This is a genomic window from Streptacidiphilus cavernicola (genome assembly GCF_042510955.1).
GTDB lineage: Bacteria > Actinomycetota > Actinomycetes > Streptomycetales > Streptomycetaceae > Streptacidiphilus > Streptacidiphilus cavernicola.
Window position 1 is genome coordinate 359,248 of record NZ_JBHFAB010000003.1, and the last position, 20,884, is coordinate 380,131.

21 protein-coding genes are annotated in these 20,884 nt (G+C 74.2%); 14 read left to right on the top strand and 7 right to left on the bottom strand.

What is annotated here, in order from left to right; genetic code table 11:
* Window positions 1–119: 119 nt before the first annotated feature.
* The 9 genes from ACEZDE_RS06045 (at window position 120) to ACEZDE_RS06085 (ending at window position 7,150) form a co-directional block, all read left to right on the top strand.
* Window positions 120–272, top strand: a complete 153-nt coding sequence (locus ACEZDE_RS06045) for a hypothetical protein (RefSeq protein WP_380533244.1) — start codon at window positions 120–122, stop codon at window positions 270–272.
* Window positions 272–1,945 carry an acyl-CoA carboxylase subunit beta gene (locus tag ACEZDE_RS06050; RefSeq protein WP_380533246.1) on the top strand — a complete coding sequence of 558 codons (1,674 nt, stop codon included), beginning with the start codon at window positions 272–274 and terminating at the stop codon, window positions 1,943–1,945. The genes ACEZDE_RS06045 and ACEZDE_RS06050 overlap by 1 nt, the downstream gene beginning before the upstream one ends.
* A complete protein-coding gene (locus ACEZDE_RS06055) occupies window positions 1,942–2,151 on the top strand; it encodes an acyl-CoA carboxylase subunit epsilon (protein ID WP_380533248.1) in 210 nt (69 codons plus the stop codon). The genes ACEZDE_RS06050 and ACEZDE_RS06055 overlap by 4 nt, the downstream gene beginning before the upstream one ends.
* Before the next feature lie 124 nt (window positions 2,152–2,275).
* Window positions 2,276–2,599, top strand: coding sequence for a ferredoxin (gene fdxA, locus ACEZDE_RS06060; RefSeq protein ID WP_380533250.1), 324 nt, complete (start codon window positions 2,276–2,278; stop codon window positions 2,597–2,599).
* A gap of 38 nt (window positions 2,600–2,637) precedes the next feature.
* Window positions 2,638–3,129 (top strand): DoxX family protein, encoded by a 492-nt coding sequence (locus ACEZDE_RS06065; RefSeq protein WP_380533252.1) that lies wholly within the window; start codon window positions 2,638–2,640, stop codon window positions 3,127–3,129.
* A gap of 266 nt (window positions 3,130–3,395) precedes the next feature.
* Window positions 3,396–4,334: an ABC transporter ATP-binding protein gene (locus tag ACEZDE_RS06070; protein ID WP_380533254.1), complete on the top strand. Its 939-nt coding sequence runs from the start codon at window positions 3,396–3,398 to the stop codon at window positions 4,332–4,334.
* Window positions 4,331–5,125, top strand: coding sequence for an ABC transporter permease (locus ACEZDE_RS06075; protein ID WP_380533256.1), 795 nt, complete (start codon window positions 4,331–4,333; stop codon window positions 5,123–5,125). The genes ACEZDE_RS06070 and ACEZDE_RS06075 overlap by 4 nt, the downstream gene beginning before the upstream one ends.
* A gap of 13 nt (window positions 5,126–5,138) precedes the next feature.
* A complete protein-coding gene (locus ACEZDE_RS06080) occupies window positions 5,139–6,479 on the top strand; it encodes a sensor histidine kinase (protein ID WP_380533258.1) in 1,341 nt (446 codons plus the stop codon).
* The gene (locus ACEZDE_RS06085; RefSeq protein WP_380533259.1) at window positions 6,476–7,150 is read left to right on the top strand and encodes a response regulator; all 675 of its coding nucleotides are present in this window, start codon (window positions 6,476–6,478) and stop codon (window positions 7,148–7,150) included. Before ACEZDE_RS06080 ends, ACEZDE_RS06085 begins: the two co-directional genes overlap by 4 nt.
* 10 nt (window positions 7,151–7,160) lie before the next feature.
* On the opposite strand, the gene ACEZDE_RS06090 is transcribed toward ACEZDE_RS06085, so the two are convergent.
* Window positions 7,161–8,372 (bottom strand): FAD-dependent monooxygenase, encoded by a 1,212-nt coding sequence (locus ACEZDE_RS06090; RefSeq protein ID WP_380533261.1) that lies wholly within the window; start codon window positions 8,370–8,372, stop codon window positions 7,161–7,163.
* Between the two features lie 182 nt (window positions 8,373–8,554).
* Here ACEZDE_RS06090 and ACEZDE_RS06095 point away from each other — a divergent pair, with 182 nt between their 5' ends.
* The 3 genes from ACEZDE_RS06095 to ACEZDE_RS06105 all read left to right on the top strand — a co-directional run bounded on the left by ACEZDE_RS06095 (window position 8,555) and on the right by ACEZDE_RS06105 (window position 12,545).
* A complete protein-coding gene (locus tag ACEZDE_RS06095) occupies window positions 8,555–9,349 on the top strand; it encodes a PIG-L family deacetylase (RefSeq protein WP_380533262.1) in 795 nt (264 codons plus the stop codon).
* A gap of 107 nt (window positions 9,350–9,456) precedes the next feature.
* Complete coding sequence (locus ACEZDE_RS06100) at window positions 9,457–10,203, top strand: beta-phosphoglucomutase family hydrolase (RefSeq protein WP_380533264.1); 747 nt, start codon at window positions 9,457–9,459, stop codon at window positions 10,201–10,203.
* The gene (locus ACEZDE_RS06105) at window positions 10,200–12,545 is read left to right on the top strand and encodes a glycoside hydrolase family 65 protein (RefSeq protein ID WP_380533265.1); all 2,346 of its coding nucleotides are present in this window, start codon (window positions 10,200–10,202) and stop codon (window positions 12,543–12,545) included. The genes ACEZDE_RS06100 and ACEZDE_RS06105 overlap by 4 nt, the downstream gene beginning before the upstream one ends.
* A 38-nt stretch (window positions 12,546–12,583) precedes the next feature.
* Here the strand turns inward: ACEZDE_RS06105 and ACEZDE_RS06110 are convergent, their stop codons facing one another.
* Genes ACEZDE_RS06110 through ACEZDE_RS06130 form a run of 5 tightly spaced genes read right to left on the bottom strand, consistent with a single transcriptional unit; the run spans window position 12,584 to window position 17,682 of the window.
* Complete coding sequence (locus tag ACEZDE_RS06110) at window positions 12,584–13,099, bottom strand: DUF402 domain-containing protein (protein ID WP_380533267.1); 516 nt, start codon at window positions 13,097–13,099, stop codon at window positions 12,584–12,586.
* A gap of 17 nt (window positions 13,100–13,116) precedes the next feature.
* Entirely contained in the window at window positions 13,117–13,833 is a 717-nt protein-coding gene (locus ACEZDE_RS06115) for a hypothetical protein (protein WP_380533269.1), read from the bottom strand.
* Window positions 13,830–15,161, bottom strand: coding sequence for a diaminopimelate decarboxylase (locus ACEZDE_RS06120; RefSeq protein WP_380533271.1), 1,332 nt, complete (start codon window positions 15,159–15,161; stop codon window positions 13,830–13,832). The genes ACEZDE_RS06115 and ACEZDE_RS06120 overlap by 4 nt, the downstream gene beginning before the upstream one ends.
* Window positions 15,158–16,714: a glycoside hydrolase family 3 protein gene (locus ACEZDE_RS06125; protein ID WP_380533273.1), complete on the bottom strand. Its 1,557-nt coding sequence runs from the start codon at window positions 16,712–16,714 to the stop codon at window positions 15,158–15,160. The genes ACEZDE_RS06120 and ACEZDE_RS06125 overlap by 4 nt, the downstream gene beginning before the upstream one ends.
* The gene (locus ACEZDE_RS06130; RefSeq protein WP_380533275.1) at window positions 16,711–17,682 is read right to left on the bottom strand and encodes a GNAT family N-acetyltransferase; all 972 of its coding nucleotides are present in this window, start codon (window positions 17,680–17,682) and stop codon (window positions 16,711–16,713) included. Before ACEZDE_RS06130 ends, ACEZDE_RS06125 begins: the two co-directional genes overlap by 4 nt.
* Window positions 17,683–17,762: 80 nt before the next feature.
* On the opposite strand from ACEZDE_RS06130, the gene ACEZDE_RS06135 reads away from it, so the two are divergent.
* Window positions 17,763–18,809: a serine hydrolase domain-containing protein gene (locus ACEZDE_RS06135; RefSeq protein ID WP_380533276.1), complete on the top strand. Its 1,047-nt coding sequence runs from the start codon at window positions 17,763–17,765 to the stop codon at window positions 18,807–18,809.
* 32 nt (window positions 18,810–18,841) lie between these two features.
* Complete coding sequence (locus tag ACEZDE_RS06140; RefSeq protein WP_380533278.1) at window positions 18,842–19,708, top strand: MurR/RpiR family transcriptional regulator; 867 nt, start codon at window positions 18,842–18,844, stop codon at window positions 19,706–19,708.
* A gap of 50 nt (window positions 19,709–19,758) precedes the next feature.
* Here the strand turns inward: ACEZDE_RS06140 and ACEZDE_RS06145 are convergent, their stop codons facing one another.
* A complete protein-coding gene (locus tag ACEZDE_RS06145; RefSeq protein WP_380533280.1) occupies window positions 19,759–20,673 on the bottom strand; it encodes an N-acetylmuramic acid 6-phosphate etherase in 915 nt (304 codons plus the stop codon).
* Between the last annotated feature and the right edge of the window lie 211 nt (window positions 20,674–20,884).

The window sequence follows — 20,884 nt, forward strand, 5'->3', positions numbered from 1 at the left end:
AGCACTGCTCGGGCTCGCCGCCACCCGGTCCGACCGCCGGATTCAAGCGGCGCGCGAGTCGCGGCTTGCATCCTCGCCCCCTCTCCGGACGCGCGGTCCGGAAGGACAGGAGTGTGGCCATGACCAGTGCACGGCGCGTCGTCGACCTCGTGGTCCGACGCTGCCTCACCCCTGCGGTCCAGGCCCTGATGAGCCTCGGCGGCATCGACATCCACGTGGCCGTCAGGAACGAGCAGTGGGTGCCCTTCAAGACCAGCGAAGGAGGCAACTGATGACGGTCACCGAAATCACCGAGGCCGCCGCGGCCACCGAGGCCCTCGCGGAGGAGGCCCCGGTCGCGCTGTTCACCTGCGCGCCCGAGGACGAGGCCGCGCCGCCCGTCCCCGCCGCGCCGCTGCCCAGCGCCGCCGACCGGGCCGCGGAGCTGCGGACGCTGCGGGCCGAGGTGCTGGCCGGGCCGGGCCCGGCCACCGAGGCGCAGCACGCCAAGGGCAAGCTGACGGCCCGTGAGCGGATCGCCCTGCTGCTCGACGAGGGCAGCTTCACCGAGGTCGAGGGGCTGCGGCGGCACCGGGCCACCGGCTTCGGGCTGGAGCTCAAGCGTCCGCACACCGACGGTGTGGTCACCGGCTGGGGCACGGTCGAGGGCCGTCAGGTCTTCGTGTTCGCCCACGACTTCCGGATCTTCGGCGGCGCGCTGGGCGAGGCCCACGCCGAGAAGATCCAGAAGATCATGGACATGGCCGCGGCCACCGGACGCCCGCTGGTCGGCCTCTGCGACGGCGCGGGGGCCCGGATCCAGGAGGGCGTCACCGCGCTCACCGGCTACGGCGGCATCTTCCAGCGCAACGTCCGCAACTCCGGGGTGATCCCGCAGATCAGCGTGATGCTCGGGCCGTGCGCGGGCGGCGCGGCGTACTCGCCGGCGCTGACCGACTTCGTCTTCATGGTCCGCGGCATCTCCCAGATGTTCATCACCGGTCCCGACGTGGTCAAGGCGGTCACCGGCGAGAGCATCACCCAGAACGGCCTGGGCGGGGCCGACCTGCACTCCACCACCTCGGGGGTGGCCCACGCGGCCTACGACGACGAGGAGAGCTGCCTGCTCGACGTCCGCTTCCTGCTGTCGATGCTCCCGGCGAACAACCGCGAGCTGCCGCCCGCCGAACCGGTGAGCGACCCGGTGGACCGGCGCTGCGAGGCGCTGCTCGACCTGGTCCCGGCCGACCCCGGCCAGGCCTACGACATGCGCGGGGTGCTGCGCGAGATCGCCGACAACGGCGAGGTCTTCGAGGTGCACGAGCACTGGGCCGGCAACGTGCTCTGCGCGCTGGCCCGGCTCGGCGGACAGGTGGTCGGCATCGTCGCCAACCAGCCGTCGGTGCTGGCCGGGGTGCTGGACATCAGCGCCTCGGAGAAGGCCGCGCGCTTCGTCCAGCTCTGCGACGCCTTCAACATCCCGCTGGTCACCCTGGTGGACGTGCCGGGCTTCCTGCCCGGGGTGGAGCAGGAGCACGGCGGGGTGATCCGGCACGGCGCCAAGCTGCTGTTCGCCTACTGCAACGCCACCGTGCCGAGGATCTCGCTGATCCTGCGCAAGGCGTACGGCGGCGCCTACATCGTCATGGACTCCCGCTCGATCGGCGCGGACCTGGCCCTGGCCTGGCCCACCAACGAGATCGCGGTGATGGGCGCCGAGGGCGCGGCCAACGTGGTCTTCCGGCGCGAGATCAACGCGGCGGACGACCCGGACGCGACCAGGGAACGGCTCATCAAGCAGTACAAGGAGGAGCTCATGCACCCCTACTACGCCGCCGAACGCGGCCTGGTCGACGACGTCATCGACCCGGCCGAGACCCGCGCCCGGCTGATCGGGGCGCTGGCGATGCTGCGCACCAAGGCGACGGCGATGCCCAGCCGCAAGCACGGGAACCAGCCCCAGTGACCGGGAAGGCGGCAGAGCCGCTGTTCCGGGTGCTGTCGGGACGGCCCACGGCGGAGGAACTGGCGGCGCTGACCGTGGTGCTGCTGTCCTGCCTGGGCGCCGAGGAGGGCGCGCTGGGCTCCCGGCCGCGCGCCCCCTGGCCGCTGTCGGCGCTGCTCCCGGCCGGTTCCTGGAACTCCCCGGAGTCCTGGGGCGCCGCCGCCTAGCCGGCGGCCCAGACGGTGGGCCCCGCTCCAGCGGGGCTCCAGGGACGCACCAAGTCCTGCCCGCACAGTCCACACACATCGTCCGCCCCGATCCCCGGCTCGGGCTCCCGGAAGGAACCGCGTCATGACCTACGTCATCGCCCAGCCCTGCGTCGACATCAAGGACCGGGCCTGCATCGACGAGTGCCCGGTCGACTGCATCTACGAGGGGCCGCGCAAGCTCTACATCCACCCGGAGGAGTGCGTCGACTGCGGCGCCTGCGAGCCGGTGTGCCCGGTCGACGCGATCTTCTACGAGACCGACATCCCGGACGAGTGGACCGGCTACCTCGACGTCGAGACGGAGGTGTTCGCCCCGCTCGGCTCGCCCGGCGGCGCGAGCGGCTCCGGACCGCTGTCGCACGACCACCCCGTGGTCGAGGCGGCGCCCGCCGTCGTTACCACCTGACCAACCGTCACCACCTCACCACCACAAGGAGAACGAAGATGCTCGCTGACGTCAGAGACAAGGTGTCCCCCCACGTCCTCTCGCTGTTCCGGATCATCGTCGGCGCGTCCTTCGCGCTGCACGGCATCGCCGCCATCTGGGGCGTGCTCGGCGGCAACATGGGCATGGGCGGCACCGCTCCGGCGGGCGCCTGGCCGAGCTGGTACGCGGCACTGATCCAGGTCGTCGCCGGGAGCCTGGTCGCCCTCGGCCTCGGCACCCGCGCGGCGGCGCTGCTCTGCTCCGGCGCGATGGCGTTCGGCTACTTCACCCAGCACCAGCAGCACGGCCTGCTGCCGATCCAGAACTACGGCGAGCCGGCCGTGATGTTCAGCTGGACCTTCCTGGTCATCGCGATCGTCGGGCCCGGCATCTGGTCCCTGGACACCCTGATCGCCCGGCTCCGCCGCGGCTCGGCGCAGCCGGAGACCCTGCTGGCCGAGCACAGCACCGAACTGCCGGTCGAGCGGCCCCTCGGCGCCGTCGCCTGACCCGAACTCCCGCCCCCGGAACCCCCTGGGGAACCCCGCAGCCCCCGACCCGGCGCACCGTCGCCCCGGGCCGGGGGCTGCGGCGTGCCCGGGGCGCATCCACCGATCGGTTGATGCCGCGCCTCAACCGGCCGTCCGCCGCGGTCTGGCCGGTCGGGCGATCCGCCGGACCGGCCCCCGCGCCGAGACTGGGACCAGGGTCGGCGCAACCGCGTCGGACCCGGTGAGCCGCTTACCGCGGCCGGGAGTTGAGGGACGGGGTTCGGGTGCCGGTCATCGAGGTGGAGCAACTGCACAAGCGCTACGGGGAGCGGACGGCGGTGGCCGATGTGTCGTTCTCGGTGGAGGAGGGCGAGATCTTCGGCATCCTGGGGCCGAACGGGGCGGGCAAGACCACCACGGTCGAGTGCGTCAGCGGTCTGCGCCGGGCCGACGGCGGACGGCTCCGGGTGCTGGGGCTCGACCCGATCGAGGACCGCGCCCGGGTCGTCGCCGACCTCGGCGTCCAGCTCCAGCACAGCGCGCTGCCGCCGAACCTGCGGGTGGGCGAGGCGCTGCGGCTGTTCAGCTCCTTCTACGAACACCCCGCCGACTGGCGCGAACTGCTCGACGTGCTGGGCCTCGGCCCGCAGGCCGGGACCCGCTTCGGGAAGCTCTCCGGCGGCCAGCAGCAGCGGCTGTCGATCGCCCTGGCGCTGATCGGCAACCCCCGGGTGGCCATCCTCGACGAGCTGACCACCGGCCTGGACCCGGCCGCGCGCCGCGACACCTGGGAGCTGATCGAGTCGGTCCGCGCCCGCGGCGTGACCATCCTGCTGGTCACCCACTTCATGGCGGAGGCGGAACGGCTCTGCGACCGGGTCGCGGTGATCGACACCGGACGGGTGGTCGCCCTGGACACCCCGGGGGAGCTGACCGCGCGGCTGGAGGTGCAGCAGCGGATCCGCTTCGTCCCGTCCGCCCCGATCGAGGACGGCCTGCTGGCCGACCTGCCCGAGGTCGAGTCGGTGACCCGGCGCGGCGACGAGGTGCTGGTGGTCGGCGGCGCGGACGCGCTGGCCGCGGTCGCCGCCCGACTCGCTCGGGCCGGGGTGCTGGCACACCGGCTGCGGGTCGAGCAACCGAGCCTGGACGACGCGTTCCTGGCCATCACCGAACGAGCCGTCACCGAACGGGCCGTCACCCAGCGAGGAGAGAACCGATGACCACCGCCGTGTCCCCCGTGCCCAACGCCCCGGCCCCGGCCCCGGCCGTCCGCCGCAGCCCGTTCTGGCTGCTGGCCAGGACCGAGGGGGTGCTGTTCCTCCGCTCCGCGGGCGCGGTGCTGTGGACCGCGCTGCTCCCGGTCGTCGCGGTGGTGGTGCTCGGCGTCGTCCCCGCCACCCGGCATCCCAGCCAATCCTTCGGCGGGCTCAGCCCGCTGCAGGTGTACGAGCCGATCCTGATGATGTACGTGTTCCTGATGGCCGCGGTGAACATGCTCCCCGCGGTGCTCACCGGCTACCGGGCCAGCGGCGTGCTGCGGCGGCTGTCCACCACCCCGGTCCCGCCCGGCCGCCTGCTCGGCGCGCAGGGGCTGATCTACCTGGGGCTCGGCGTGGTCATCGACGTGGTGATCCTGGTGGTCGCCACCGCCTTCGGCGCGACCGCCCCGCACCAGTTCGCCGGATTCGTGGTGTCGCTGCTGCTGGTGGCCGCGGCCACGATGGGCATCGGGATGCTGATCACCGCGCTGGCGAAGAACGAGCGGATGGCCAACGCACTCGGCCTGGTCACCTTCTTCCCGCTGATGTTCTTCGCCGGGCTGTGGATTCCCCGGTCCACCATGAACACGCCGCTGCGGACGATCAGCGACTACAGCCCGCTGGGCGCCGGGGTGCGCGCGGTGCAGGCGTCCATCGCCGGACACTGGCCGCCGACCGCCGCGCTGCTGGTCCTGGCCGGGTACGCGATCCTCTGCGGGGCCGCCGCGGCCCGGCTGTTCCGCTGGGAGTGACATCATCGACGGCATGCGCACCAAGGGCGTCACCATCGAGGCCGTGAGCACCGAAGCTCTGAGTACTGAAGCTCTGAGCACCGAGGTCGTGAGTTCCGTCGCCGTGCCCGTCTCGTGGCGGACCCACGCCGACCGGCTGGCCCGGCTGGTGCTGCTGCCGCTGCTGGCCGTCGCCACCCTGCTGGTGCTGCTCGCCGAACCGGCCGGGCGGCAGTCCTGGGCCGCCGCGGGGCACGGCTCGGCCGGGCTGGCGGTGCTGGTCCCGGCTGCCTGCTGGTCGCTCGGGCTGGCCTGGTACCCGACCACCGGGGTGTCGTCCAACGCACGGACCCTGGTTTTCCTCGCGCACGCGGTCGTGGCCGGGGCCCTGGTCGCGGTCAACCCCTGGTACGGGGTGTTCGCGTTCAGCGGCTACTTCTTCGCCGACGAGCTGGATCCGGGGCGGCGCAGCGCCGGATTCGGCCTGATCGCCGCGGTGCTCGCGGCCTCGCAGACCGGCGGCTACCCGGACGGGTGGGACACCCACACCGTGGCCTACCTGGTGATGGTCGGCTTCAACATGATGGCGGTGCTGGTCATGGTGAGCCTGACCAACCAGGTGATGCGGCAGAACACCGAACGGGGGCGGATGGTCGACGAGTTGGGCGAGGCCAACCGCCGGTTGCAGGCGACGATGGCGGAGAACGCCGGGCTGCACGCCCAACTCCTGGTCCAGGCACGCGAAGCGGGCATCGTGGAGGAGCGGCAGCGGCTGGCCGGGGAGATCCACGACACCCTGGCGCAGGGGCTGACCGGCATCGTCGCCCAGGTCGAGGCGGCCCGGCAGGCGCGGCACGACGAGGCCGAGTGGGAGCGCCACCTCGACCTGGCGGCCTCGCTGGCCCGCGCCAACCTCACCGAGGCCCGCCGCTCGGTCCGGGCGCTGCGGCCGGAGCAGTTGGAGCAGGCCACCCTGCCGGAGGCGATCGGCGTGTTCGCCCGGGGCTGGTCCGAGCACGCGGCGATCCCGGCCGAGATCGAGACCACCGGGATCCCGGCCCCGGTCGGCCCGGACGTGGAGGCGGCGCTGTTCCGGGTCGCCCAGGAGGCGCTGGCCAACGTCGCCAAGCACGCACGGGCCTCGAAGGTGCATCTGACCCTCAGTTACCTGGACGACATGCTGCTGCTGGACGTCGCCGACGACGGGGTGGGGTTCGCGCCCGCCGACCGGACCGACGGCTACGGCCTGGCCGGGATGCGGCGCAGGCTGGAACGCCTGGCCGGGAGCCTTACCCTGGAGTCCGTCCCCGGCTACGGCACCACCGTCAACGCCGCCGTCCCGGTCCGGGGCGCGGCGCCGGCGGTGGCCCGATGAGCGCCCCGACAAGCGCCCCGACGGGTGCGGACGGCGGCCCGATCCGGCTGCTGATCGTGGACGACCACCCGGTGATGCGGGACGGCCTGCGCGGGGTCTTCGCCAACGACGCCGGGTTCGAGGTGGTCGGCGAGGCGGGCGACGGGGCAGAGGCGGTCCGGCAGTCCCAGCGGTCCGACATCGGCATCGACGTGATCCTGATGGACCTGCGGATGCCCGGCACCGGCGGTGTCGAGGCGATCACCCGGCTGCGCGAACTGCGGCACCCGGCCCGGGTGCTGGTGCTGACCACCTTCGACGCCGACCGGGACGTGCTGCCCGCGATCGAGGCCGGGGCCACCGGCTATCTGCTCAAGGACGCCCCGCGGGAGGAGCTGATCCGCGCGGTGCGGGCGGCCCACGCCGGGCAGTCGGTGCTCTCGCCGTCCGTCGCCGGGACCCTGATGGGCCGGGTCGGCGTGCGGGACCCGGGCAGCCTCAGTCCGCGTGAACTGGAGGTGCTCCGGCTGGTCGCCGCGGGCGCCACCAACCAGGCCGTCGGCCGTGAACTGCACGTCAGCGAGGCCACCATCAAGACCCATCTGATGCACATCTACGGCAAACTCGGCGTCCGCGACCGCGCCGCGGCGGTGGCCGCCGCCTACGAACGCGGGCTGCTCGGCCAGGACTAGGCCTCCCGGACTACCGGGCCAGTGCGTGGCCGCCGAAGCCGGTCGGCGCCACCTGCTGCTCCCACCAGGCCACCGTCCCCGCGCCGTCCATGGTGGACCAGTCCGGGGCCTGCTCCACCTGGGCCGCGCCGAGCCGGCGGCCCAGGGCGACCAGTTCCCGTCCGGCCGAGTCCCTGGCCGCGGCGTAGCCGGACAGCAGTTCCGGCCAGGACCCGGCAGCGCGCCAGGCCGCCTCCAGCGCTCCGGCGTCGTTCAGGGCGGTGGCCGCGCCGCTGGTGTTGTGCGGCCGGACCACGGTGGCCGCGTCCCCCGCGAGCAGCAGCCGTCCGGCCGTGCGGCGTGGGACGGCGAGGTCGTGGACCGGCTGGACCGAGGTCAGCTCCGGCGGGGTGAGTGCGATCACCCGGGCCCAGTAGGGCGGGAGGTGACGCTCCAGCAGCATCGCCAGGTGGTCCGCCAGGGGACCGGTGACCGAGCCGGTCGGGACGCTCGCCCGGTCCTCCGGCGGCAGCGCGCCGTCGGGCGGGGCGGCGTAGAGGACCCAGTTCAGCAGCGGCCCCCCGGACCCGGGTCCGGGGATCCGGTAGAGCACGCACTGCCCGCCGGTGAAGCAGACGGTGACGGCGTGCTCCGGCGCCCACCTCCTGGCCGCGCCGCCGAGCCGCTCCGCGGGAAGACTGCCGCGCCAGCAGACGTATCCGGCGTACCGCGGCCCGACCCCGGGACAGACCGCCTCGCGCACCGCGGAACGGTACCCGTCGGCGCCGATGACCAGGTCGTACTCCTCGAACCCGGGCGACGACCCGGACCGCACCGCGGCCCGGTCCGGCTCCACCGTCACCGCGGCCACCGGAGCCGCCGACCGGTACTCGACCGTGCCCGGCAGCCGCTCCCGCAGCGCCTGCCACAGCAGGCCCCAGTGGTAGGAGTGGAACGGGAAGGGCTGGTCCCACAGCGGCCGTCCCATCGGCTCGGCGCCGTCCCTGACCAGCCAGCGGCGCCGGGTGAGCCGGTGCCGGGGGACCCGGGCGTCCAGGAAGCCGGCCGCCTCCAGCTCCGCGAAGCGGGCGTCGTGCAGGCACAGGCCCACTCCGCGGTCCCGCAGCCGCCCCGGGCTGCGTTCGAGCACCACCACCCGGTCCGCGCCCTGCCGCGCCGCCACCGCGGCGCAGGCGCAGCCCGCGATGCTGCCGCCGACCACGGCCACCCTTCCGCCCCGCATGGTCACGTGCCTCCCCCGATCCCACCGCCGCCGCCCGGACCGCACGGATGGTGGCAGCAGGCCGTGGAGCCGGGCTCGACGCCAGGTCGGCGGGGCTGTCGGTGCGACCGCATAGGGTGGGGCGTGACTGCTACCTGTCTCCCATGGAAGGTCTCTCACTCATGGATCGTCGGTTGACGCTGATGGCCGTACACGCCCACCCGGACGACGAGGTGCTGTCCACCGGCGGGGTGCTGGCGGCGGCCACCGCCGAGGGGATCCGGACGGTGCTGGTCACCTGCACCAACGGGGAGCAGGGCGATGCCCCCGGCGGGATCAAGCCGGGCGAGCCAGGACACGACGAGGCGCAGGTCCGCGAGCTGCGGTTGGGCGAACTGCGCGAGTCGGTCGGGCTGCTGGGCATCACCGACGTGGAGCTGCTGGGCTACCACGACTCGGGCATGGTCGGCTGGGAGGCCAACGGGCGTTCGGAGGCCTTCGCCAACATCCCGCTGGACCAGGCGGCCGACCGGCTGGTCGCGCTGATGGAGCGCTACCGCCCCGACGTCGTGGTCACCTACGACGAGAACGGCGCCTACGGCCACCCGGACCACATCAAGGCCCACGACATCACCGTCGCGGCGATCGAGAAGTGCCGGATCCCGGCGAAGTTCTACCACACCGCGATCTCCAGGAACCGGATCGCCGAACTCTTCGACTACCTGCGCGAGTCCGGCGCCGAGGTCGGCGACTTCGAGCTGCCGGACGACTTCGGCACCCCGGAGGAGCTGATCACCACCGTGGTGGACGTCTCCCCGCACGTCGACCGCAAGCGCAAGGCGCTGGAGGCGCACGCCAGCCAGGGCGAGAACATCTTCTTCCTGCGGCTGCCCGACGAGGGCGTCCGGCGGGCGTTCGGCAGCGAGTCCTTCGTCCGCCAGTTCAGCACCGTGCCCGCGCCGGACCAGGAGGACGACCTCTTCGCCGGACTGCGCTGACCGGGCCGGACCGCGCCGGCCCGGCCGGACCGCGCCGACCCCGCCGATCGGATGGCGCCGGGCGCGGTCGCGCATGTCCCGGGCCCGCGCCGGGGAGGGGAGAGCCCATGACCAGCCTCCTCGGACTCCCCTCGGACGTGACCGCCTGCCTGTTCGATCTGGACGGTGTGCTGACCAGGACCGCGGTCGTGCACGCGGCGGCGTGGAAGGAGGCCTTCGACGGCTTCCTCCGCCGCCGCGACGGCGACGGCTTCCGGCCGTTCGACCCGGTCGCCGACTACGACACCTATGTCGACGGCCTGCCCCGCGCGGACGGCGTGCGGGCCTTCCTGGCCTCGCGCGGGGTGGAGCTGCCCGAGGGCGCGGCGGACGACCCGCCGGGCCGGGACACCGTGCACGGCCTCGGCAACCGCAAGAACGTGCTGCTGCTGGAGCTGATCCAGCGCGACGGCGTCCAGGCGTACCAGGGCTCGGTCCGCTATCTGGCGGCGGTGCGCCGGGCCGGTCTGGCCACCGCCGTGGTCTCGTCCAGCGCCAACTGCCGGGAGGTGCTCGCCGCGGTCGGCATCGAAGGGCAGTTCGACGTGCGGATCGACGGCGTGGTCGCCGCGGCGCGCGGGCTCCCCGGGAAGCCGCGCCCCGACACCTTCCTGGCAGCGGCCCAGGACCTCGGCGTCCGCCCGGACCAGGCTGCGGTGTTCGAGGACGCGCTGGCCGGGATGGACGCCGGGCGCTCCGGCCACTTCGGCTACGTGGTCGGCGTCGACCGGGCCGGCCAGGCCGACGAACTGCGCCGGCACGGCGCCGACACCGTGGTCAGCGACCTCGCCGAGCTGCTGGAGGACCAGGCGTGATCAGCAACTCCAGCTTCACCGTCGAGCCCTGGGCGGTGCGGGAGACCGGGCTGCGCAGCGAACTGCTCCCGCAGAGCGAGTCGGTGTTCGCCCTGTCCAACGGGCACGTCGGCTGGCGCGGCAACCTGGACGAGGGCGAGCCGCACGGCCTGCCCGGCTCCTACCTCAACGGCGTCTACGAGCTGCGCCCGCTGCCGTACGCGGAGGCCGGCTACGGCTACCCGGAATCCGGACAGACCGTCATCAACGTCACCAACGGCAAGCTGATCCGGCTGCTGGTGGACGACGAGCCGTTCGACCTGCGCTACGGGCAGCTGCGCTCGCACGAGCGGGTGCTCGACCTGCGCAGCGGCCAGCTGAACCGGACCTGCGAGTGGACCTCTCCGGCCGGGACCACGGTCCGGATCCGGTCCACCCGGCTGGTCTCGCTCACCCAGCGCTCCATCGCCGGCATCGCCTACGAGGTGGAGCCGCTGGACGCCGAGGTCCGGGTGGTGATCCAGTCGGAACTGGTCGCCAACGAGGAACTGCCCAGGGCCGCCGGCGACCCCCGGGTCGCGTCGGTGCTGGACTCCCCGCTGGAACCGGAGGAGCACTTCGCCCGGGACGCCCGGCTGCGGCTGATGCACCGCACCAGGAACAGCCGGCTGCTGGTGGCCGCGGCGGCGGACCACAGCGTGCAGGGCCCGGACAACATGCGCAGCTCCAGCGAGAGCGCCGACGACGTCGCCCGCTTCACCGTGACCGCCCGGCTCAGCCCCGGGCAGACGCTGCGGATGGAGAAGCTGGTCGCCTACGGCTGGTCCGCCGAGCGCTCGCTGCCCGCGGTCCGGGACCAGGTGGAGGCCGCCCTCGCCGGGGCCGGCAGCACCGGCTGGCAGGATCTGGTCCAGGAGCAGCGCGCCTACCTGGACGACTTCTGGGCCCGCGCGGACGTCGAGGTGGACGGGGACACCGAGATCCAGCAGGCGGTCCGGTTCGGCCTGTTCCACGTGCTGCAGGCGGGGGCCAGGGCCGAGCGGCGGGCGATCCCGGCCAAGGGGCTGACCGGCTCCGGCTACGACGGGCACTCGTTCTGGGACACCGAGACCTTCGTGCTGCCGCTGCTCACCTACACCTCGCCGGAGGCCGTGGCCGAGGCGCTGCGCTGGCGGCACTCGACGCTGCCCGCCGCCAGGGAGCGGGCCGAGCTGCTCGGGCTGCGCGGGGCGTCCTTCCCCTGGCGCACCATCGAGGGCTCCGAGTGCTCGGCCTACTGGCCCGCCGGGACCGGGGCGTTCCATGTGAACGCGGACATCGCCGCCGCCGTCGCGCTGTACACCGAGACCACGGGGGACCACGAGTTCGAGCGGCAGACCGGTCTGGAACTGCTGGTGGAGACGGCCCGGCTGTGGCACTCGCTGGGCCACCACGACCCGCACGGCCGGTTCCACATCGACGGGGTGACCGGACCCGACGAGTACAGCGCCATCGCCGACGACAACACCTACACCAACCTGATGGCCCAGGCGAACCTGCGGGCCGCCGCCGACGCGGTGGAGCGCCACGTGGACGACGGCCTCGCGCTCGGGGTGGACGAGGAGGAGACGGCCGGCTGGCGCGACGCGGCCGAGGCGATGACCATCCCCTACAACGACGCGCTGGGGGTGCACGAGCAGTCGGCCGGGTACACCCGGCACCAGCTGTGGAACTTCCGGGAGACCCCGCCCGAGGACTACCCGCTGATGCTGAACTACCCCTACTTCGACCTGTACCGGAAGCAGGTGGTGAAGCAGGCGGACCTGGTGCTGGCGATGTATCTCTGCCCGGACGCCTTCGACGCCGGCGACAAGGCCCGCAACTTCGCCTACTACGAGGCGCTGACGGTCCGTGACTCCTCGCTGTCGGCGAGCTGCCAGGCGGTGGCGGCGGCCGAGGTGGGGCATCTCCGGCTGGCCTACGACTACCTGGGCGAGGCGGCCCTGATGGACCTCAACGACCTGGAGAACAACACCAGGGACGGGCTGCACATCGCCTCGCTGGCCGGCGCCTGGACCGCGCTGGTCGCGGGCTTCGGCGGGATGCGCCGGCACAGCGGGACGCTGGACTTCACCCCGCGGCTGCCGGAGCGGATCAGCCGGCTGGCCTTCACCGTCCAGGTGCGCGGGCGGCGGCTGCGGGTCGAGGTGACCGACGCGCAGGCCTGCTACACCCTGCTGGAGGGCGAGCCGCTGGAGATCCGGCACGGCGGCGTGCCGCTGACGGTCACCGACAAGGCACCGCAGATCCGGCCGGTCCGGCCGGTCGAGCCGGGCCCGGAACCGGAGCAGCCGTGGGGCCGCCGCCCCAAGCACCGGAGCTGACGCCTGACGCCCGCCGCGCGGCCGTCAGCCGCCTGTCGTCAGCCGGAGACCAGATCGAGCCAGCGGGTGTGCGCGCCGTCGAACGGGCCGCCGCGCCCGGCGATGGCCGCAAGCAGCGCCTCGGCCGAGGCCTCGGCGGCGGCGACCACCTCGCCGGGGTAGCCGTACCTGACCTGGTGCTCGGCGAACTCGTCCTGGTCGACCAGGTACGGCGCGGTCTCGCCGCGGCGCAGCAGCACGTCCAGGTCCAGGTCGACCATGGTCACCTCGCCCGGGTGCGGCCACACCGGCGGGGTGCCGACGTCGCAGTAGACCGCGGTCCGGCGCGGCGCGGCGTTGAAGGTGACGGTGTGCCAGGCGCCGTCCGGGACCAGCAGCACATAGGGCTCGGCCTGGGCGACCGGCGGTCCGTCGCCCTTGCGGGAGAGCGAGTCGGCCTCGGCGCCGAGCCAGACGCCGTGCTCGTCCGCGCCGAGCCGGCGCAGCTCCATGTTCCAGTGCAGCGAGCCGTCGTACTTGCGGTACACCACGCGTACCTGTTCGTCCTCGGTCATGCGGACACGATAGGCCGTCAGACCGGGCCGGGTCCCGGGGGTCTGACGGTCCGCCGGGGCTGGAGCCGTCCGGTCCTGGGGCGGTCGATCATCACCGGGACGCCCTCGCGCTGGTTCCGCAGCCGGCGCCGGTCCGCGGCGCAGAACAGGCAGGCGCCGTCCGCGGTGGGATCGGTCGGCGCGCCGGGGTGGCGGTCGCAGCCGGAGGTGTTGCGCGGCCGGGACAGCTCCCTGGCCACGATGAAGGTGCGGTGCACCGCGTCCGCCAGCTCGGCGAACGCGGCGTCGGGGGAGCGCAGCGACAGCTCGTAGGACAGCTCGCTGGTCCGGCGCAGGTAGTCCTTCAGCAGGTCGAGCGTGTACGGGCCCTCGGGGACCGGGTAGCCGAGGCCGTTGGTCCTGGCGACGGCGGGGATGTCGGCGGTGGCGGTGCCGCGGCGGCGGGCCTCGTTGCAGAGGAGGCAGCGGGTCCAGCCGAGCGGCGCCTCGGGGTCGACCGCGCCGTTGGGGTGGCGCTCGCACCCGGTGTAGGTGCGGACCGGGGCCAGGCTGCGGGCGGTGTGGAACAGCAGGTAGGTCTCGTCGGCGACGGACTCCAGCTCCGCCGGGTGCGCCTCCTGGTAGAGCCCGCGCACGCCGGTCTCGATCGCGGCCAGCTTGGTCCGGAACTCGCCGAGCAGGAACGGCCGGCCCGTGGGGACGGTGTGGCGCTGGTTGCGCCGGGTGTCGCTCATGCCTCCAGGGTGGCACAGTGCCCGGCGGGCCGGAGCGGGGTGAAGTCCACCGAGCCGTCCGCCGCGACCTCGAAGGCGTGCACCGGCGGCTCCGGGAGGCTGTTGTAGTCGAAGTGGGTGGAGAAGTAGTACGCGCCGGTGTCCGGGACCACCACCAGGTCGCCCTCGGCGAGCAGCGGCAGCTCCCGGCCGCGGGCCAGCAGGTCGCCCGCGAAGCAGCACGGCCCGGCCACGTCCTGCACCGCGGGCGCGGCCGTGCTGGGACGCCCGTCGCGGTCGTAGGCGAGCACCCGCAGCGGCCAGGCGGCGGGGGCGAACACGGTACGGGTGGCGACCTGCGCACCGGCGTGGGTGAGCGCGATCGGGCGGCCCCCGGCCGTCTTGGTGTACTCCACCCGGGAGGCCAGGAAGCCGTTCTTGGCGAGCAGCGCGCGGCCGAACTCGGTGACGATCCGGTAGCGCCCGTCGAACAGGGCCGGGGCCGCCGCGCGCAGCGCCGCGACATGGTCGTCGAAGCCGGCCCGGTCGGCGTCCCCGTCGAAGTCGACGGCCAGGCCGCCGCCCACGTCGATGCCCTCGATCTGCCCCGGCCGGTTCCGGTCCACCTCCTGGGCGAAGGCGACCGCCGCGGCGACCCCGGCGGCGGTCAGCTCCAGCGGGCAGCCCTGCGAGCCGACGTGCACATGCACCCAGCGCAGCCAGGGCCGGTCGGCGTAGGCGGCGAGCAGCCGCTCTCGGCTGCCGGGGTCGGTCAGCGGGATGCCGAACTTGGTGCTCCGGCCCGCGGTGGACATGGCCTCGATGCTGCCGGTGCCGACCTGCGGATTGATCCTGACGCCGAGTCGGGAGCCGCCCTGCCCGGAGCCGCCGGGGCGGTCGGGCCTGAGCGCGTCGACCCGTTCCAGCTCCTGGAAGTTGTCGATGTTGACCGCGATGCCGAGGCCGAGCGCGCGGGCCAGCTCGGCCCTGGTCTTGACCGGGGAGTCGAGCACGATCCCGGCCGGGTCGAACCCCGCGGCCAGCGCCCGGTCCAGTTCCCCGGGGCTGGCCACCTCGCAGCCGAGGCCCTGCTCGCGCAGCAGCCGCAGCACCGGGACCATGCTGTTGGCCTTGGCCGCGAAGGCATGCAGCACCGGCAGCTCGGCGGGCCAGGCCCGGTGCAGTTCGCGGGCGGCGGCCCGGATTCCGGCCAGGTCGAGGAAGGCCGCCAGCGGGGCCCGGTCCGGGTCGAGCAGGCCGTCCTTCACCGCGGCCTGGACGGCCAGGTCCCGGCGGTGCGCGCGAGGGTGCTCGGGCAAGGGTCCGCTCCCGTTCGGTCGGATCGTCATGGTCGGCCGCACAGCAGTTCGGCGGCGGCTCGGGCGGAGACCCGGGCCGGACCGCGGGTGGCCAGGTGCACCGCGCCGGGACGGTCCCGGCCGGGCCACCCCAGCTCCACCACGATCGCATCCGCCCGCCGCCGCAGCAGCTCGTCCAGCGCCCGGCGGGCCCAGGCCAGCCGGGACGCGTCGCGGACCACCACGACCAGCGGACGGGTACGGTCCGCGGTGGCGCGGTCCAGTGCGGCGGGGGTCAGTCCGTCCCGGCCCAGTGCCAGGGCGGTGGTGCCGGGCCGCAGGTCCGCGAGCGGCCCGGCCACGCCCCAGGCGCTCGGACCGTCCAGCTCGGCGTGCGGCGGCGGGGCCAGGGTCAGCACCACCGGCGCGGCGCCCAACGGCAGCGCCTCCGGGTCCCGGACCGTCAGCTCCACCGCCCGCACCGCGGCCTCCCGTCCGAGCCGTGCGAACCCGTCGCCGAACGGCCCGGCCGCGCCGCCCTGTTCCTCGCCGCCCTGTTCCTCGCCGTCCCGCGCCGCGCGGGCCCGCGCTTCGCGTGACCACGCCGCCAGCCGCCGGACCCGTTCCGCCGCGTCGGCGAGGCGCTGCTCCGGCAGCGTGCCGTCGTGCACCGCGCTGACCAGGGCGTCGCGCAGGGCCAGCAGCGAGGCCTCGTCGATGGGGTTCGAGCCGAGGCAGACGGCGTCGGCGCCGGCCGCGACGGCCCGGACCGCCAGGGCCGGCAGGCTCGCCCCGCCGAGCGCCTTCATCTCCAGGGCGTCGGTCACGATCAGGCCCTCGAAGCCGAGCCGCTCCCGCAGCAGCCCGGTCAGCACCGCGTGGCTCAGCGAGGCCGGGTGCTCCGGGTCGAGGGCCGGGACCAGCAGGTGACCCGCCATCACCGAGCGGACCCCGGCCGTGATCGCGGCCCGGAACGGCAGCAGCTCGCGCGTCTCCAGCACGGTCCGGTCCAGCTCCAGCACCGGCAGGTCGTCGTGCGAGTCGAGGACGGTGTCGCCGTGCCCGGGGAAGTGCTTGGCGCAGCCGGCCACCCCGGCCGACTGCAGCCCGCGGACGAAGGCCGCGGTGTGCAGGGCGGTGACCGCCAGGTCCGCGCCGAACGACCGGACCCCGATCACCGGGTTCTCCGGGGCGCTGTTGATGTCGGCGGTGGGCGCGTAGTCCAGGGTGATCCCGGCGGCGGCCAGGAAGCGGCCCATCTCGGCGGCGACCCGCTCGGTCAGCTCGGGGTCGTCCAGGTGCCCCAGCGCGGCGTTGCCGGGCCAGGAGCTGCCGGTGGCCGCCTCGATCCTGGTGACCTGGCCGCCCTCCTCGTCGGCGGCGACCAGCAGGTCCGGGTTCTCGGCGCGCAGCGCCGCGGTGAGCGCGGCGGTGGTCTCGGCGTCGGGGGTGTTGCGGGCGAACAGCACCACGCCGCCGAGCCCCTCGGCGACCCGCCGCCGGAGCCAGTCCGGCGGGGTGGTGCCCGCGAACCCGGGCTGCAGCACGGTGTCCGCGAGCAGGCGCAGCCGCACCGACTCGGGGGAACGGGACGGGATGCTCATGACTGGGTCCGGCCTTCCGTGCGTGCGTGACGGGATGCTTCCCCGGGCTCCTTGGCGTAGAGCCAGAAGACCCGGCCGACGGCGGCGCCGACGGTCCGTGAGTAGAACCGCAACGGGCCGGTCCAGCCGATCTCGGCGCTGGTCAGGCCCGCCGCCCGCTGGTCGGCCAGGCAGCGGCGCAGCAGCACCGCGCCGACGCCCCGGCCGCGCAGCGACTCCTCGGTGCCCATCGGGCCGAACCAGGACCGGCGGTTGCTGCCCTGGCAGGCGAAGCCCAGGTACTCGGTCCCGCCGTCCGTCTCGCGCACCGCGACATGGACGCTGCCGGTGGGGCGGGCCAGCGCCAGCGCGGCTTCGGCCTGCCAGCTGCCGCCCCAGCCGCGCATCCACTCGCCGAACCCGGGCTGGTCCCGCCCGGTCAGCGGACGGATCGTCAGCCCCTGCGCGGTGAGCAGGCGTTCCTGCTCCGCGGTGTCCAGCGGGGCGGTGGCCAGGTCGACCGTCATATTGACGGCCTCGCGGGTCCGCTCATAGCCGGCCGCCTCGGCCAGGCAGACCGCGGCGGTGTAGCGCGGGTCGATGCCGGGCCAGGCGTAGGCCGGGGTGCTGCCGCGGACCACCAGGGTCTCCGCGCCGCTGTCCAGCAGCCGCCGTTCCAGGGCCGCCAGCAGGGCGCGCCCGTGGCCGCGGCCCTGCGCGGCGGGGGCCACCGCGATCAGGTTGACGTGCCCCCTGAGCCCGCCGCCGGTGCCCGCGGTGCTCAGCGAGCCGAGCGCGACGCCGACCACCTCGCCGTCCGACTCCGCGACCACCCGCAGCGGGGGAGCGGTGTCGGGGCCGTCCCAGAGCAGGTCGACCAGCTCGGCGCCGTCCTGGTCGAGGTGCAGCGCGGCAGCCGCGACCGAGCGCATCGCCGGGAGGTCCCCCGGCCGCGCCCCGCGCGGTTCCGACTTCGGTCGACTCTTCATCGGCACGGTACACCCCGTCCGTTATTTGCTAACATAAGCAAGTCGTAGATCGGCGGAAACTTACCACGGGAGGGTCGCGCATGGGGTGGTTGGATGCGGCGGACGTGCTGGAGCGGGCGGTGGCCGACGGAGCCGTGCCCGGCGCGGTACTGGTCGCCGGGGTCGGCGCGGGCGAGCCGAGGGGCATCCGCGCCTACGGCGGTACCGGTCGGCCCGACGGCGGACGGACGGTCACCGACACCGTCTTCGACCTGGCCTCGCTGACCAAGGTGGTGGCCACCCTGCCCAGCGTGCTGCGGCTGGTGGACGAGGGGGTGCTGGCGCTGGACGACAGCGTCCGCAAGCACCTGCCCGGGTTCGAGGGGGCAGGCAAGTACGAGGTGACGATCCGTCATCTGCTGGCGCACAGCGCGGGCCTGCCGGACCACCGGGAGTTCTACCTGCTCCCCGGCAGCCCGGCCGACCGGCTCGCCGCGGTGCTGGCGGAGCCGCTGGTGGACCCGCCCGGCACCGTGGTCCGCTACTCCGACCTGGGCTTCATCCTGCTGGGGGAGATCGTGGCCGGGGCCGCGGGCGCCACCCTGGACCGGGCCGCGGCCGAGCTGGTGTTCCAGCCGCTGGGGATGGCCTCCACCCGCTTCCTCCCGCCCGAGGACTGGCGGTCGCGGACCGCCGCGACCGAGGCCCTGCCCGGCGGCCCGGCCAAGCTGGGCGTGGTGCACGACGAGAACGCCGAGTCGCTCGGCGGCGTGGCCGGACACGCGGGCCTGTTCAGCACGGCCGCCGACGTCTCCCGCTACCTGCGCGGCTGCTGGCTGGACGAGGAGGGGCCGCTGCTGTCGCGGGCGGTCAGGGCCGAGGCGCTGCGCTGCCAGACCGAGCAGCCGAGGGACCGCCGCGGCCTCGGCTGGACCCTGCGCGGCGACCGCTGGGACCACATGTCGGTGGAGTGGCCGCGGACCGGCGCCGGGCACACCGGCTTCACCGGGACCAGCGTGGCCCTGGACCCGGTCAGCGGGCTGTGGGCGGTGCTGCTCACCAACGCCGTGCACCTGGGCCGGGAGCACCGCGGGATCATCCCGCTGCGCCGACAGGTTCACGACGCCCTCGCCCTCGGCACTCTGTAGTCTGACGTCCGATCCCATCGTAGGAGTTGTCCATGGAGGCACCCCAAGCCCTGCTGGTGCAGATCCGGGCGTTGATGCCGAGCCTGCCGCCGTCCGAGCGCAGGGTCGCCGCCGCCGCGGTCGCGGATCCGGCCGGGGTGGCCGGGAAGACCATCAGCGAACTGGCCCTGGCCTGTGACACTTCGGAGACGACGGTGGTCCGCTTCTGCCGGGCGGTGGGCCTGCGCGGCTACCCGGAGCTGCGGATCGGCCTGGCCGCCGCGGCCGGGAACGAGGACAGCGCCCCCGGCTGGTCCGGCATGGGCGGCGACATCGGCCCGCGCGACCCGCTCGCCGACGTGGTGAAGAAGCTGGGCTTCGCGGACTCCCGCGCGGTCGAGGACACCGTGGGCCAGCTCGACCTGGCCGTGCTCAAGCGGGTGATCGACGCGGTGGTCCAGGCCGACCGGGTGGACCTGTACGGGGTCGGCGCCAGCGCGCTGATCGCGCTGGACCTGCAGCAGAAGCTGCACCGGATCGGCCGTCCGGTGCACGCCTGGGCCGACCCGCACATCGCGCTCACCTCGGCCGCGCTGCTGAAGCGCGGCGACGTGGCGATCGCGGTCACCCACACCGGCGACACCAGGGACACCGTCCTGCCGCTGGCCGAGGCCCGCGACAACGGCGCGACGACGGTGGCCATCACCAACTTTCCGCGGTCGCGGATCTCCGAGGTGGCGGACCTGGTGCTGACCACCGCGGTGCGGGAGACCACCTTCCGCTCCGGCGCGATGGCCAGCCGGATCGCCGCGCTGACGGTGGTGGACTGCCTCTTCGTCGGCGTGGCCCAGCGCAACCACGCCCGCACCCTCAAGGCGCTGGAGCGGACCTACTCCGCGGTCCGCGACCGGCGGCAGTAGCCCCACCCGGAAGGCCCCCGGGCGTCCGCCGGGGGCCTTCCGGGTGCGGCTCAGCTCGGCCGGGCCACCGCCACCGCGGGGCGGACCCGGCCGCCGGAGGCCTCCAGGGCGGTCCGCGCGGCCGGCGGGAGGCAGCCGGACAGCAGGCAGACCAGCGCGGTCTTCAACTCGCCCCCGGCCGCCGCCAGCGCGTCCCGGCAGACCGCCTCGTCCAGCGCGGTGGCCTCGACCAGGATGGTCACCAGCCGCCCGCGGAGCTTGCCGTTCGCCGCCGTCACATCGACCATCAGATTCGAGTAGGTGTGCCCGAGCCGCACCATCACCGCCGTGGACATGCTGTTGAGCAGCATCTTCTGCGCCGTCGCGGCCTTCAGCCGGGTCGATCCGGCGATCGCCTCGGGACCGGTGTCGACTCCCAGGTGGATGTCCGCCAACTCGGCCAGCGGCGCCCCCGGATTGGCGCTGACCAGCACCGTGAACGCCCCGGCCGCGCGGGCCGCCCGCAGCGCGCCCTCGATGTAGGGGGTGCGTCCGCTCGCGGTGAGGCCGAGCGCGACGTCGCCGGGGCCGACCCCGGCCGCGTCCTCGGCGCCCAGCTCGACACTGTCCTCGGCGCCCTCCACCGGCTCGGTCAGCGCCGCGGCCCCGCCCGCGTGGTGGGCCACCACCACGTCGGGGGCCAACGAGAAGGTGGGGATCAGCTCGGCCGCGTCCATCACCGCGATCCGCCCCGAGGTGCCGGCGCCGAAGTAGTGCAGCCGCCCGCCCGCCTCCAGCCGTGCCGCGGTCTCGTCCACCACGGCGGCCAGCTTCGGGAGCACCGCGCCCACGGCGTCCGGCAGCAGGCGGTCCTCCTGGTGCAGCAGCCGCACGATCTCCGCGGTCGGTACCTGGTCGATGTCGAGGGTGCGCGGGTTGCGCCGCTCGGTGGGTGACTCCACTCGGGTGGAAGGCACGAAGCTCATCACGGGTGTCCTCTCGTTGGGGACATGGTGCTGGCCAGCAAGGTAAATTTGCAACCTCAGTGGCACATCCTACGTTGGTATCCAACTGACGCCGCCGGAAGGCGCGGTTCGATGTCAGCCGATGAGGCGTCAAGTTACAAGATAAATGCAGGATGCGTTGCTTATTGACTGAACCTCGGCCCGCCTCCTATGGTCTGCTCACTGCGCCCGC

What these genes read in the sequence shown, in the direction of transcription:
- ACEZDE_RS06045 (WP_380533244.1), top strand. Translation starts at nt 120, where the DNA reads ATGACCAGTGCACGGCGCGTCGTCGACCTCGTGGTCCGACGCTGCCTC.
- ACEZDE_RS06050 (WP_380533246.1), top strand. Translation starts at nt 272, where the DNA reads ATGACGGTCACCGAAATCACCGAGGCCGCCGCGGCCACCGAGGCCCTC.
- fdxA (WP_380533250.1), top strand. Translation starts at nt 2,276, where the DNA reads ATGACCTACGTCATCGCCCAGCCCTGCGTCGACATCAAGGACCGGGCC.
- ACEZDE_RS06065 (WP_380533252.1), top strand. Translation starts at nt 2,638, where the DNA reads ATGCTCGCTGACGTCAGAGACAAGGTGTCCCCCCACGTCCTCTCGCTG.
- ACEZDE_RS06075 (WP_380533256.1), top strand. Translation starts at nt 4,331, where the DNA reads ATGACCACCGCCGTGTCCCCCGTGCCCAACGCCCCGGCCCCGGCCCCG.
- ACEZDE_RS06080 (WP_380533258.1), top strand. Translation starts at nt 5,139, where the DNA reads ATGCGCACCAAGGGCGTCACCATCGAGGCCGTGAGCACCGAAGCTCTG.
- ACEZDE_RS06085 (WP_380533259.1), top strand. Translation starts at nt 6,476, where the DNA reads ATGAGCGCCCCGACAAGCGCCCCGACGGGTGCGGACGGCGGCCCGATC.
- ACEZDE_RS06090 (WP_380533261.1), bottom strand. Translation starts at nt 8,372, where the DNA reads ATGCGGGGCGGAAGGGTGGCCGTGGTCGGCGGCAGCATCGCGGGCTGC.
- ACEZDE_RS06095 (WP_380533262.1), top strand. Translation starts at nt 8,555, where the DNA reads ATGGCCGTACACGCCCACCCGGACGACGAGGTGCTGTCCACCGGCGGG.
- ACEZDE_RS06100 (WP_380533264.1), top strand. Translation starts at nt 9,457, where the DNA reads ATGACCAGCCTCCTCGGACTCCCCTCGGACGTGACCGCCTGCCTGTTC.
- ACEZDE_RS06110 (WP_380533267.1), bottom strand. Translation starts at nt 13,099, where the DNA reads ATGACCGAGGACGAACAGGTACGCGTGGTGTACCGCAAGTACGACGGC.
- ACEZDE_RS06115 (WP_380533269.1), bottom strand. Translation starts at nt 13,833, where the DNA reads ATGAGCGACACCCGGCGCAACCAGCGCCACACCGTCCCCACGGGCCGG.
- ACEZDE_RS06120 (WP_380533271.1), bottom strand. Translation starts at nt 15,161, where the DNA reads ATGACGATCCGACCGAACGGGAGCGGACCCTTGCCCGAGCACCCTCGC.
- ACEZDE_RS06125 (WP_380533273.1), bottom strand. Translation starts at nt 16,714, where the DNA reads ATGAGCATCCCGTCCCGTTCCCCCGAGTCGGTGCGGCTGCGCCTGCTC.
- ACEZDE_RS06130 (WP_380533275.1), bottom strand. Translation starts at nt 17,682, where the DNA reads ATGAAGAGTCGACCGAAGTCGGAACCGCGCGGGGCGCGGCCGGGGGAC.
- ACEZDE_RS06135 (WP_380533276.1), top strand. Translation starts at nt 17,763, where the DNA reads ATGGGGTGGTTGGATGCGGCGGACGTGCTGGAGCGGGCGGTGGCCGAC.
- ACEZDE_RS06140 (WP_380533278.1), top strand. Translation starts at nt 18,842, where the DNA reads ATGGAGGCACCCCAAGCCCTGCTGGTGCAGATCCGGGCGTTGATGCCG.
- ACEZDE_RS06145 (WP_380533280.1), bottom strand. Translation starts at nt 20,673, where the DNA reads ATGAGCTTCGTGCCTTCCACCCGAGTGGAGTCACCCACCGAGCGGCGC.